Origin of the sequence: Paenibacillus sp. OK076 (assembly GCF_900110055.1) — a bacterium.
Lineage (GTDB): Bacteria > Bacillota > Bacilli > Paenibacillales > Paenibacillaceae > Paenibacillus.
Genome location: NZ_FOCH01000001.1, coordinates 3,200,940 through 3,213,576, shown reverse-complemented (window position 1 = coordinate 3,213,576; position 12,637 = coordinate 3,200,940). Strand labels below are relative to the sequence as shown.

The window sequence follows — 12,637 nt, the reverse complement described above, 5'->3', positions numbered from 1 at the left end:
TGGTCTCACTATTTTATGTTGCAAACGATACAAATTAGGAGTAGATTAAGATTATAAATTATGTTGTATTTGCGACAAAAAAATATAAGTATGTTGTGGATTCATAGAAGGAGAGATACATCACAATGACAGTTGAAATACGAGCTTGCCGTCGCGAGGATTTACAAAAACTGCAAGAAATAGGTATAGAAACATTCAACGATACATTTAAGGATCAGAATTCCCCTGACAATATGAGAGCTTATCTGGAAAAAGCATTTAACGCTAAACAATTGGAAGATGAACTGTCTAATAGCTGTTCAGACTTCTTTTTCGTCTACTACAATGATGAACTTGCCGGATATCTAAAAGTGAACAGAGATGGCGCCCAATCCGAAAAAATGAGTGATGCTTCACTAGAAATTGAGAGAATTTATATCAGGAAACCATTTCAAAAAAATGGACTGGGTAAATATCTGTTAAATAAAGCCATGGAGACCGCTTTGGAGCACAACAAGAAGCAGGTCTGGCTAGGAGTATGGGAAAAGAATGACAATGCCATTGCTTTTTACAGGAAGATGGGGTTTGTTCAAACGGGCTCTCACTCTTTTTATATGGGGGACGAGGAACAATTCGATTTTATCATGATCAAAACCCTGTAGTAATCGTACCGATCCTAAAAAAATTGTATGAATTGTTTAAAGTTGCTTTCTATTAGATATGGTCAATGCATGTGAATGGTCGTATATTAATACTATGTGGGTTATGTGCATAAACACAGATTCACGATGTGCAATGATAAACGATTCTACATTAAAGGACGGGGAAATATGGACTTTAAACCGCTTGCTTCATTTATTGACCGCATCACATCATGGAGAATTCCGTGGGCAGAGGTCCTTGTGATGCATCAAAATGATACCGTTTTCCGTTACCGCAATGGTTACGCCAATCTGGAGGAGCAAACGCCCATTGGTGATGGGGCGATCTTCAATCTCTACTCCATGACGAAAATTATGACCTGTGTGGCAGCGCTTCAACTTGTAGAGAGAGGGCAAATGCTGCTGAGCGATCCGTTGTCCGACTATCTGCCGGAGTATGCCGAGATGACGGTGAAGAAAACATTATCGAACGGCGAGGTCAGACTGGAAAAAGCGACAAGGGCGATTACGGTACGCGACTTGTTTACGATGACTGCCGGGTTCTCCTATGACATTGGCTCGCCAAGCATTCAGGAAGCTGTGCAAAGCACCAATGGTACATTACCGACAAGAGACTTTGCGAAAGCGCTCGCCAAGGAACCCCTTTTGTTTGAGCCAGGTACGCATTGGAACTATAGCATGTGTCATGATGTGCTCGGAGCTTTGGTGGAGGTTGTGAGTGGCAGACGATTTGGTACATATCTGCAAGAAGAAATTACCGGACCGCTAGGTATGAACGATACGGCATTCGATCTGAACGAGGAACAGAAGACGCGTCTGATTCCACAGTATGCTTACAATGATGAGCTTGAAAAAGCCGTACGCATGGACGGAAACGGGTTCCGGGTAGGCACGGATTTGGAGAGCGGCGGTGCCGGGCTGTTGTCTACCGTTAGCGATTATGCACTGTTCCTAAATGCGCTGACTGGACGCGGGACGAGTCCGCAAGGCGTGCGCATTCTGTCACAGGCTTCAGTGGAGCTTATGCGCACTGACCATCTGAACGATCTGACCCGTGGTGATTACTCATGGGATCATATGGGCGGGTATGGTTACGGGCTGGGTGTACGTACGCATGTCTCCAAGGCGGGCAGCGGTTCGTTAAGCCCGCTTGGTGAATTTGGATGGAGTGGGGCTGCCGGCTGCATGGCCATTATTGATCCAGATTCCGAACTCACTGTCATGTATGCGCAGCATTTGCTCAACAGTCAGGAGCCTTACATTCAGCGCCGTTTGCGTAATGTTGTTTACTCCTGCTTGTAAGACGGAAGTGGAATCTGACGAGTATTCGTACAATAGGAAACAAACAGGGACGCGACCAATGTCGCGCCCCTGTTATTATTTTTTTATTTTTTTTAAACTACGATTCGAGGGTATTTGAGAACTTTCGAGAGCTTACGCGATTAACCATATAAATGCCGATGGACACGAACAGCAATGCGATTAGGTTTTTGAGTTCCATAATCGTTTCTCCCAAAAACAACGCCGATAGCAATGCACCAAACACTGGGATAAGGAAGTTATAGACAGATACTTTTCCCACTTTGTTATATTTCAGAAGCAGATTCCACAAGCAAAATGCAGCTGATGAAAGTAAAACTAAGTAAATCAAGATGCCTGTTGATTCAAGTGTAAAATGCGTAACCCGACCGCCAAGCAGAAGTCCAAGTATGGTGAGTGCCAGTCCGCCGACAAACAGGCTAATTCCGGTAATAACGAGGACGTCGATGGAGCCTGTTAAGTGCTTTGCATAGATGGCCGTAATGGAAAAAATAAGAGCCGCAATAATAACGAAACCTTCACCTGAGAGAGAGAAAGAGAATTCCAGCAGATTGGAGTGAAAATTAACAATAACTACGCCAATGAATCCTAGCAAACAGCCGACTACTTTATTTTTGCTGAGTTTATCATTTTTATATAAAAAATGAGCTAGAACCACACTGAAAAAAGTCGTTGTCGCATTCATGATCGAACCTTTGACACCTGTTGTATTGGCTACACCCACATAAAAAAACATATACTGCAGACCCGTTTGGAACACGCCAAGCAAGATTAAACTTGAAAATTGTTTTCCAGACAGATTAAACTTGCGTTTACTCATGACACGAAACAGGAATAGGAGCAGTAATCCTGCTAAAATAAATCGATAACCCGCAAATACAAATTTTGATGGAATATCTTCCGCCAGGATGTCAAAAGCACTATATCCAAGCTTAATAAACGGGTAGGCACTTCCCCATAACAAGCAACAAATACTTGCAACTAAAGTTACAAATAAAGGATCGCTAAATTTGATCGGTTTCTCCATAGCTTTTATCTCATTCACTTTCAATCTTCTCCTCGCATGATATGTATATGTGTACGGGCTGATCGCACCTCACTGACCATATCACAAACTGCTACTAGCTGTAACAAAAAAATGTAAAGGCTATTCTACAGAAAGAGGCCTTAATCTTTTCAGCCATTGCTACATTGCGGTTCGTATTTTAACGTCTTGAATAAATGCCAATAGAAAAGAAGCCCAACCTCATTTAAGGGTAGGCTGCTTTTCTATTGGCTTTCTACATCTATGACATTGAAGAGGCTTTCACGATAGTATCTAGTGGATCAAAAAAAGAACCGAGGTAATGTTCCTCGGTTCTTTGATATTGTATATGAACAAATACAATGATATAATCAAAACACACTTTTTTAATGTTAATATTCATAATTATCTCATCTTATATTTAAATATTATCATGGCGGTAAACTCTTTGTCAAATGTTTTTTTTCAATTTACTGGTTAGGGGAGATACCGAATGAGTTCCTGGGTTATCGGATTACAGGAAACGGAAAAATTGCAGCTTGCGCTCGCTGGTGGAAAAGGATTCAATCTAGCGAAGTTATCAAAGGTGGAAGGGGTAAAGGTTCCCGATGGATTTTGTGTTACAACCGTCGGATATCAAAAAGCCGTTGAACAAAACGAAACGTATCAAACTTTGCTGGATCAACTATCCTTGTTAAAAGCTGAAGAACGAGAGAAGATTAGTGAAATCAGCAGGAAGATCAGGGAGCTTATAATAGGCGCAGACATTCCTGCCGATGTTGAAAATGAAGTTGCTCATTATCTTTCCACATTTGGAGAGGGTCATGCGTATGCAGTACGTTCCAGTGCGACTGCTGAAGATTTACCACATGCCTCTTTTGCGGGTCAACAAGATACCTACTTAAATATCATCGGGAAAGAAGCAATCATGCACCATATCAGCAAATGTTGGGCTTCCCTGTTTACCGATCGGGCGGTAATCTACCGTATGCAAAATGGATTTGACCATGGTCAGGTTTACTTGTCCGTTATCATTCAAAAGATGATATTCCCAACGGCTTCAGGGATTTTATTTACGGCTGATCCGGTCACATCCAACCGGAAACTGGTATCTATCGACGCCAGTTTTGGACTTGGTGAGGCGCTGGTGTCCGGCCTGGTATCTGCTGATTGTTATAAAGTACGGGAAGGTGAAATTGTCGACAAGACGATAGCCCTCAAAACGTTGGCTATCTATGGACGGAAAGATGGTGGAACGTATACACATCAGATCGATCCCGTGCTGCAAAAGACGCAAACACTTACCGATCAACAAATTATGGAACTGGCACGCATAGGAAGACAGATCGAAGCTCATTTTGGTTTCCCGCAAGATATAGAATGGTGTTTGGCGGATGATACGTTTTATATAGTCCAAAGTCGGCCAATTACAACGTTATACCCGATTCCTGAAGCAAATGACCAGGAAAATCATGTGTACCTCTCTGTTGGTCACCAACAAATGATGACTGATCCTATGAAACCGCTGGGCTTATCCTTCTTTCTGTTAACGACTCCGGCACCCATGCGTATAGCTGGTGGAAGATTGTTTGTTGATATTACGCCTAGGCTGGCTTCGCCTGTCATGAGAGAAAACTTCATAAATACCATGGGACAATCCGATCCGCTCCTTAAGGACGCACTTACAACTGTAGTCAAGCGCCAGAATTTCATAAAATCGATACCAGTTGATCATCCAGCACCAACTCCACCTACTAACAATGAACAGAGCGCGTCTAATGGTTTTCAAGCACATATTGAAAATGAATCAACCATCGTCTCTGATTTGATTAAGAGCAATCAAGCCTCAGTAGAAGAGCTAAAACGTAACATCCAAAACAAGTCTGGATTGGATTTGTTTGATTTTATCCTTGAAGATCTGCAAGAATTGAAGAGATTTCTATCTGACCCACGAAGTTCAAATGTATTTATGACTGCCATGAAGGCTTCAGCATGGATCAATGAAAACATGAAAGAGTGGTTGGGTGAGAACAATGCAGCGGATACGCTGTCTCAATCGGTACCTAACAATATCACTTCCGAAATGGGTCTCGCATTACTGGATGTTGCAGATGTGATTCGTCCTTATCCGGAAGTCATTGCTTATTTACAGCATGTGAAAGAGGATGACTTTATGGATGAACTGGCTAAGGTTGAGGGTGGACAGGAAGCAAGGGACGCTATCCAGGATTATCTGGACAAATACGGCATGAGATGTGCCGGAGAAATCGATCTGACCAGAACCCGTTGGATTGAAAAACCCATTACACTTGTGCCATTGATTCTGGGTAACATCAAAAACTTTGAGCCTAATGCAAGCAAACGGAAATTTGAGCAGGGAAGACAGGAAGCGTTGAAGAAAGAACAAGAAATATTAGATCGGTTGAAGTTATTGCCTGACGGTGAACAAAAAGCCAAGGAAACGAAACGAATGATTGACTTGGTTCGCAACTTCATCGGGTATCGGGAATATCCCAAATACGGCATGATCAATCGTTACTTCGTCTATAAACAGGCTTTATTGAAAGAAGCCGAACGACTTGCACAAGCGGGTGTTATTGCCGAAAAAGAAGATATATATTTTCTCACTTTTGAAGAACTTCGTGAAGTTGTACACACCAATAATCTGGATGAGAAGATCATTACTCAACGAAAAGGTGATTACAAAATCTATGATAAGCTAACGCCACCTCGTGTGCTCACGTCTGATGGTGAAATCATTACAGGTGAGTATAAGCGTGAAAATCTGCCAGCCGATGCTATTATGGGGCTGCCTGTTTCTTCCGGGGTGATCGAGGGCCGAGCACGTGTCATTTTCAATATTGAAGATGCTGATCTGGAAGATGGAGATATACTAGTGACTCCGTATACGGATCCGAGCTGGACACCATTATTTGTTTCTATAAAAGGCCTAGTTACCGAAGTGGGTGGACTGATGACCCATGGAGCTGTAATTGCGCGTGAATATGGCTTGCCAGCGATTGTTGGAGTGGAGAAGGCAACCCATCGAATAAAAGATGGGCAGCGAATTCGGGTACATGGAACCGAAGGATATATCGAAATATTGTGAATAAACGACCGTTGACTGGTATATACATTGCCGGGTGACGGTCGCTGTTTAAAATGACTTATATGTGAATTCAATTACGAATCAGAGCACTTAATTCTGCCTGAAAAACCTTCTCATTATTTTGGTTAAAAGTAGTGAGCAGCACGGTGACAATTCCACCACTACTCCTTCTTGGAGCCAATTCCATCACTTCAGCTAGAACTCTAATTTCATCATCTGGAAACACAGGTTTGATAAACTTTATATTATTCATACCTGTTCCTGCGACAACCTCTTCACCATATATCCCGAGTTCCACCCATAGCTTGAAGGACGTGCTCATCGTCTGCATACCCGAAGCAATGAGGCTGCCGAAGCGGCCTTCTTTGGCTTTGGCCTCATCTATATGCATATATTGAGGATCATAGATTTTTGCAAAATCAATAATATCCTTCTTTGACAATTGAATAGAATTGGTTCTATAGGACTTGCCTATAACATACTCGTTAAATTTCAATGATGTACACCTCCGTATATCTACTCTAATGGATAGGTCGAATGTAAAGCAAGCAGTGCTCAACTTGAACATGTATCTTAATGTTCTATTATAACCATTCCGCGCATTGATTTAGTATCGATGTTTCAGTTCACCCTCGAAGGAAGTTGTTTAATTTTGATTGAATATATAGATTGGTTCAAGGTGACGCTATGGCATAGTGTTACTGCGTTAAGTAGGTCTTTATCTGATGACTAGGATAAATTTCCAGTCATAAAAGGATTGTCAAACTGAAATAAATATGATATTTTCATATCTGTAACCGGTTACACATAGGAGTGAACGTTCATGACAACAATAAAAGATGTAGCTAACTTGGCTGGCGTTTCGGTAGCCACCGTATCCAGGGTCATTAATGAAAGAGGTTATGTTCATGCGGACACTCGCAAGAAAGTGGAGGAAGCGGTTAAGCAACTTAACTTCTCTCCCAATGAGGTGGCCCGCTCTTTATACAAGCGCAAGTCCAAATTGATTGGCCTGCTGTTACCCGATATTGCAAACCCTTACTTTCCGCAGCTTGCACGCGGTGTAGAGGACCGGATGCAGGAGCAGGAATTCAGACTGATTTTCGGAAATAGTGATGAGGATGAACAGAAGGAAAAGGATTACATCCAGACTTTTATCCAGAATAATGTAGTCGGCGTAATCTCTTCAACGAATTACCCTCACTCTTCAATATATGAGAACTTGAAGATCCCCGTGGTGTTTCTTGACAGAACACCTCTGGACAGTCCCTCCGTATATGCGGATGGCAGAGAGGGTGGACGTCTGGCTGCACGGGAGATTATCAATCGCGGAAGCCGCCGAATTACGGTTATGCAGGGGCCGGCACATATCAAACCCGCGCAGGACCGTTTTGAAGGCGCAATCGAGAGCATACGTCAGGCCGGCCTGGATTACCGTGTAATCCAAACGACATCCTTTTCCTTTAACGATGTTGGGTTATGGGCGGACGAGCTTTTTAGCAAGTACGGCGATACAGACGGAGTCATTGCCAGTAATGACATCGCAGCTATGGCGGTACTGCACGAGGCATTGCGCATCGGTAAAAAAGTTCCGGAGGACATGCAGATTATCGGCTTCGACGATATTCCGATGAGCAGCCTGCTATCACCGGCATTGTCGACCATTCGCCAACCGGCATACGAGATGGGAAGAGAAGCTGCCGGTTTGCTTATCAAACTGGTGGAACAAGCTCCAATCGAAAACAAACACATACAGCTTCCGGTCAGTTTCATTGAACGGGGCACAACAAGAAAGGTGAATTCAGATGGCTAAAATATGCGTTATTGGCAGCAGCTCCATGGATCTGGTTGTTACTTCCTCAAGACGGCCTGGGGCGGGTGAAACCGTCCTTGGCGACAGCTTCAAAACAGTTCCTGGCGGCAAAGGAGCAAATCAGGCAGTCGCTGCCGCAAGACTGGGGGCCGACGTTTCCATGATCGGCAGAGTGGGTGATGATGCTTTTGGTACAGCCATTTTAAATAATTTCAAAGCAAATGGTGTAAATACGCAGAATGTGAAACCGGTTACACATATGGAGAGCGGCACAGCTCATATCGTGCTGGCTGAAGGTGATAATAGTATCGTGGTGGTTGAAGCGGCAAATCGCGAAGTTACACCAGCCTATGTTGATGAAGCGGCAGAAGTGATCCAACGTGCAGATATTGTACTGATTCAGCAGGAAATTCCGGAGGAAACCGTTGTTCGTGTCAGCGAGATTTGCGCTCAAAGCGGAACTCCACTGTTATTGAATCCTGCACCTGCAAGGAAAGTACCGGATGAGGTCATTGACAAAGCTGCTTATATCACGCCGAACGAGCATGAGGCCGAGATATTGTTTCAGGGCATGACTCCGGCTGAGGCGCTGCGCAAATATCCAAACAAGTTGTTTATTACGGAGGGCAGCAACGGGGTTCGATATTTTGACGGCGAACAGGAGATCGTTGTACCTACTTATAAAGTGGAACCAGTGGATACAACCGGAGCGGGTGATACGTTCAACGCCGCATTTGCAGTCGCTCTAGCGGAAGGGAAACCGTTACAAGACAGCATTAGATTCGCCAACCGGGCTGCATCGCTATCCGTGACCAAGTTCGGCGCACAAGGAGGCATGCCAACACGGGGTGAAGTGGAGGCAAGCCTGAAATGAAGAAGCAGGGAATATTGAACAGTCACATCTCCAAGGTGTTATCTGATCTGGGTCATACGGACATGATTGTCATCGCGGATGCTGGCCTTCCGGTTCCAGACGGTGTACTCAAAATCGATTTGTCCCTGAAACTGGGGACACCCAGTTTTCAAGAGGTCGTGGAGCTTATTGCGGACGATATGGTCGTTGAGAAAGTGATTCTGGCAGCAGAGATCCAAGCAGGGAATCCAGAAGCTTTGCAATTTATGACCGAGAAATTTGGCGATGGAGCAATTGACGTTTCCATCAGTCATGAACAATTCAAGGCGTTGACCCGGAATGCCAAAGTCGTCATTCGTACGGGCGAAGCTACGCCGTATGCCAATTGCATCTTACAATCGGGCGTCATTTTCGGTTAAAAGGGGGACGGTATCATGCTTATTCAGATGCAAGACATATATAAAGCGTTTGGCACCAACCAAGTGCTAAGCGGGGTAGATTTCGAACTGAAAGAAGGCGAGGTTCATGCCTTGATGGGAGAGAACGGGGCCGGCAAATCCACGTTAATGAACATTTTGATTGGTCTTCACGGGCGTGATCAGGGAACCATTTCTATTGACGGTAAAGAAACCTATTTTGCCAATCCGAAGGAAGCCGAGAAGATGGGACTTGCTTTTATCCACCAAGAGTTGAACGTTTGGCCGGAAATGACGGTGCTTGATAATCTCTTCATCGGTAAGGAAATAACTTCATCTATAGGGTTGCTAAATACAAGACAAATGAAAGCGCTTGCCACCGAGCAGTTTGCCAAGCTTTCCGTGCAGATCCCGCTGGATCGTCCTGCCGGGGAATGTTCTGTCGGACAGCAGCAAATGATTGAAATTGCCAAGGCACTCATGACCGATGCTAAAGTCATCATTATGGATGAGCCCACGGCGGCGCTTACGGAGCGGGAGATTCAGAAGTTGTTCGGCGTGATCACTTCGCTTAAGAAAAATGGTGTTTCCATCGTATATATCTCGCACCGGATGGAGGAGATTTTCACCATTTGCGACCGGATTACAATCATGCGTGACGGCAAAACGGTAGACACCAAGACGATTCCGGAGACCAGTTTTGACGAAGTGGTGCGGAAGATGGTTGGACGGGAACTCACGGAACGATATCCGGCACGAAATCCTTCGTACGGTGAAGTAGTCCTTGAAGTACGGGACGCAAGCAGCAAAGGATTGTTCCAGAATATCAGCTTTACGGTGAGAGCAGGCGAGATTCTCGGGTTCTCCGGATTGATGGGTTCGGGACGGACAGAGATCATGCGGGCAATCTTCGGTCTGGAATCTCTGGATGGTGGCGAGATCATGATTCGAGGCAAAAAGGTTCATATTCGGAAGCCAGCGGATGCGGTTAAACATGGAATTGGATTTATTACGGAAGACCGCAAGGATGAAGGCTTGGTGCTTGATTTCTCCATTCGTGAGAATATGGCTTTACCCAATCTGTTCAGCTTCTCAAGTAAAGGGTTCATCTCGACTCAGAAAGAACAGGAATTTGTGGATACGCTCATCAAACGTTTGCAAATCAAGACACAATCCTCTGAGACGGCAGCACGAAACCTGTCAGGGGGCAACCAGCAGAAGGTGGTTATCGCCAAATGGGTCGGCATTGGCCCAAGTGTACTTATCCTGGATGAGCCAACACGAGGCGTGGACGTTGGAGCCAAACGAGAAATTTATCAGTTGATGAACGAGCTGACTGACCGCGGGGTTGCCATCATTATGGTATCTTCCGAGCTGCCTGAAGTGCTCGGCATGAGCGATCGAATCGCGGTAGTGCATGAGGGACACATTAGCGGTGAACTGGCAAAAGAAGAGGCAACACAGGAAAACATTATGACATTGGCTACAGGGGGACAATGATATGACAACTTTGCAGGAAAACCAACCCGCCAAAAGCGGCTTCCGTCTAACGAATCTGACACAGAAATTAGGTCCGTTGCTCGGACTGATCATTTTGATTATCATCGTATCGGTATTGAATCCAAGCTTTTTGGAACCGCTTAACATCTTGAATCTATTGCGTCAGGTTTCGATTAACGCGTTGATTGCTTTTGGCATGACATTTGTCATTCTGACTGGCGGCATCGACTTGTCGGTTGGCTCCATTCTGGCGTTATCTAGCGCCTTTGTAGCCAATATGATGCTGTCCGGCCTGGACCCGATTCTGTCAATCATTATTGGTGTTGCGCTCGGCGGAGTCATGGGTATGGTGAACGGGCTGATGATAACGAAGGGCAAGATGGCTCCGTTTATTGCTACATTAGCAACGATGACGGTGTTCCGGGGATTAACGCTGGTATATACAAACGGTAATCCGATAACCGGATTGGGCGATAGCCTGCTGTTCCAACTGTTCGGTCGTGGTTATATGCTAGGCATACCGGTTCCAGCAATCACAATGCTCATTACATTCGTAATATTGTGGACGATTTTGCATAAAACAGCTTTCGGTCGTAAAACGTACGCACTTGGGGGCAATGAGAAAGCGTCCATTATCTCAGGTATTAAAGTGCATCGCGTAAAAATCATGATTTATTCCCTGGTAGGTATGCTGTCAGCGCTGGCAGGCGCAATCCTGACCTCCCGTCTGAATTCTGCGCAGCCTACGGCAGGGACTTCATATGAACTGGACGCCATCGCAGCTGTTGTTCTGGGTGGAACAAGCCTGTCAGGTGGTAGAGGACGGATCGTCGGCACACTGATTGGGGTCCTGATTATCGGCGTGCTGAACAATGGTTTGAACCTGCTCGGAGTAAACTCGTTTTATCAAATGGTTGTAAAAGGTGTCGTTATTGCCATCGCTGTCCTGCTGGACCGCAAGAAAACGGCTTAAGGAGAGAAGCGAACATGAAAAAACTAACCATATTGCTTGTAAGCGTAATGATGATCGTTCTGGCAGGATGCTCTCTGGAGCCTCCGGGTTGGGCTAAGCCCGACTCTGCCGGAAGCAATGGACAGAAAAAAATCGGCCTGTCGGTCTCCACGTTGAATAATCCATTCTTTGTTTCCCTTAAGGACGGAGTCGTTGCAGAAGCCAAAAAACAAGGAATTCAGGTCATTGTGGTTGATGCTCAAAATGATTCAGCCAAACAAACGAATGATGTGGACGACCTGATTCAACAGGGCGTGGATGCCCTTCTGATTAACCCTGCGGATTCCGCGGCAATCTCTACGGCTGTACAATCGGCTAATAGTGTGGGTATTCCTGTGATTACACTTGACCGTTCGGCCGACAAAGGCGACGTGGCCGCATTGGTCGCATCCGATAACGTCAAAGGTGGGCAAATGGCGGCGGAATATTTCGTAGAACATCTTGGCGAAGGAGCAAAGGTGATCGAACTTGAGGGTGTACCCGGAGCCTCTGCAACAAGAGAGCGGGGGAAAGGTTTTCACGAGATTGCTGATCAAAAACTCAATGTGGTTGCAAAGCAGTCTGCCGATTTCGATCGTTCCAAAGGTTTGAATGTCATGGAGAATCTGCTGCAGGGCAATCCTGATGTACAGGCGGTATTTGCCCATAACGACGAGATGGCGCTGGGCGCGATTGAAGCAATTCAAAGTTCTGGTAAAGACATTCCCGTAATTGGATTTGACGGCAACGATGATGCGATCAAATCCATTAAAGACGGAAAGCTGACGGCAACAGTCGCTCAACAGCCAGTACTAATTGGCCAGCTGGCGGTGCAAGCTGCTTTGGATGTGCTGGATGGCAAGCAGGTAGAGAAATCAATTCCGGCTGAATTGAAGCTGGTGACCAAGGAAAACGCGAACAATTAATTTAACCAATACATCCCGTTCTGGACATTATGTCTAGGGCGGGA

General features: G+C 45.1%; 11 protein-coding genes. 9 read left to right on the top strand and 2 right to left on the bottom strand.

Going from position 1 to position 12,637, the window contains the following annotated elements:
* The first annotated feature begins 125 nt into the window (after positions 1–125).
* A complete protein-coding gene (locus BMY78_RS14100) occupies positions 126–641 on the top strand; it encodes a spermidine/spermine N(1)-acetyltransferase (RefSeq protein ID WP_090899639.1) in 516 nt (171 codons plus the stop codon).
* 168 nt (positions 642–809) lie between these two features.
* The gene (locus BMY78_RS14095; protein WP_090899636.1) at positions 810–1,943 is read left to right on the top strand and encodes a serine hydrolase domain-containing protein; all 1,134 of its coding nucleotides are present in this window, start codon (positions 810–812) and stop codon (positions 1,941–1,943) included.
* A gap of 97 nt (positions 1,944–2,040) precedes the next feature.
* Here BMY78_RS14095 and BMY78_RS14090 read toward each other — a convergent pair whose 3' ends face one another.
* A complete protein-coding gene (locus tag BMY78_RS14090) occupies positions 2,041–3,006 on the bottom strand; it encodes a DMT family transporter (protein WP_256222112.1) in 966 nt (321 codons plus the stop codon).
* A 472-nt stretch (positions 3,007–3,478) separates the two neighbouring features.
* Here BMY78_RS14090 and ppsA point away from each other — a divergent pair, with 472 nt between their 5' ends.
* On the top strand, positions 3,479–6,094 hold the full coding sequence (gene ppsA, locus BMY78_RS14085) for a phosphoenolpyruvate synthase (RefSeq protein WP_090899634.1): 2,616 nt from the start codon (positions 3,479–3,481) through the stop codon (positions 6,092–6,094).
* A 70-nt stretch (positions 6,095–6,164) separates the two neighbouring features.
* Here ppsA and BMY78_RS14080 read toward each other — a convergent pair whose 3' ends face one another.
* Positions 6,165–6,590 (bottom strand): MaoC family dehydratase, encoded by a 426-nt coding sequence (locus BMY78_RS14080; RefSeq protein WP_090899631.1) that lies wholly within the window; start codon positions 6,588–6,590, stop codon positions 6,165–6,167.
* Positions 6,591–6,917: 327 nt separating this feature from the next.
* On the opposite strand from BMY78_RS14080, the gene BMY78_RS14075 reads away from it, so the two are divergent.
* The 6 genes from BMY78_RS14075 to rbsB are packed head-to-tail and all read left to right on the top strand — an operon-like array spanning position 6,918 to position 12,593.
* Positions 6,918–7,907: a LacI family DNA-binding transcriptional regulator gene (locus BMY78_RS14075; RefSeq protein WP_090899628.1), complete on the top strand. Its 990-nt coding sequence runs from the start codon at positions 6,918–6,920 to the stop codon at positions 7,905–7,907.
* Positions 7,900–8,781 carry a ribokinase gene (gene rbsK, locus BMY78_RS14070; RefSeq protein WP_090899625.1) on the top strand — a complete coding sequence of 294 codons (882 nt, stop codon included), beginning with the start codon at positions 7,900–7,902 and terminating at the stop codon, positions 8,779–8,781. The genes BMY78_RS14075 and rbsK overlap by 8 nt, the downstream gene beginning before the upstream one ends.
* Positions 8,778–9,179, top strand: a complete 402-nt coding sequence (rbsD, locus tag BMY78_RS14065; RefSeq protein ID WP_090899622.1) for a D-ribose pyranase — start codon at positions 8,778–8,780, stop codon at positions 9,177–9,179. Before rbsK ends, rbsD begins: the two co-directional genes overlap by 4 nt.
* A 15-nt stretch (positions 9,180–9,194) precedes the next feature.
* Positions 9,195–10,676 carry a sugar ABC transporter ATP-binding protein gene (locus BMY78_RS14060; protein WP_090899618.1) on the top strand — a complete coding sequence of 494 codons (1,482 nt, stop codon included), beginning with the start codon at positions 9,195–9,197 and terminating at the stop codon, positions 10,674–10,676.
* A 1-nt stretch (position 10,677) separates the two neighbouring features.
* Entirely contained in the window at positions 10,678–11,649 is a 972-nt protein-coding gene (rbsC, locus tag BMY78_RS14055) for an ABC transporter permease subunit (protein WP_090899615.1), read from the top strand.
* Positions 11,650–11,663: 14 nt separating this feature from the next.
* Positions 11,664–12,593, top strand: coding sequence for a ribose ABC transporter substrate-binding protein RbsB (rbsB, locus tag BMY78_RS14050; RefSeq protein WP_090899612.1), 930 nt, complete (start codon positions 11,664–11,666; stop codon positions 12,591–12,593).
* Positions 12,594–12,637 lie beyond the last annotated feature (44 nt).

Bases quoted from the DNA above. Each gene is read 5' to 3' on its own strand.
- BMY78_RS14100 (WP_090899639.1), top strand. From the start codon at position 126: ATGACAGTTGAAATACGAGCTTGCCGTCGCGAGGATTTACAAAAACTG.
- BMY78_RS14095 (WP_090899636.1), top strand. From the start codon at position 810: ATGGACTTTAAACCGCTTGCTTCATTTATTGACCGCATCACATCATGG.
- ppsA (WP_090899634.1), top strand. From the start codon at position 3,479: ATGAGTTCCTGGGTTATCGGATTACAGGAAACGGAAAAATTGCAGCTT.
- BMY78_RS14075 (WP_090899628.1), top strand. From the start codon at position 6,918: ATGACAACAATAAAAGATGTAGCTAACTTGGCTGGCGTTTCGGTAGCC.
- rbsK (WP_090899625.1), top strand. From the start codon at position 7,900: ATGGCTAAAATATGCGTTATTGGCAGCAGCTCCATGGATCTGGTTGTT.
- rbsD (WP_090899622.1), top strand. From the start codon at position 8,778: ATGAAGAAGCAGGGAATATTGAACAGTCACATCTCCAAGGTGTTATCT.
- BMY78_RS14060 (WP_090899618.1), top strand. From the start codon at position 9,195: ATGCTTATTCAGATGCAAGACATATATAAAGCGTTTGGCACCAACCAA.
- rbsC (WP_090899615.1), top strand. From the start codon at position 10,678: ATGACAACTTTGCAGGAAAACCAACCCGCCAAAAGCGGCTTCCGTCTA.
- rbsB (WP_090899612.1), top strand. From the start codon at position 11,664: ATGAAAAAACTAACCATATTGCTTGTAAGCGTAATGATGATCGTTCTG.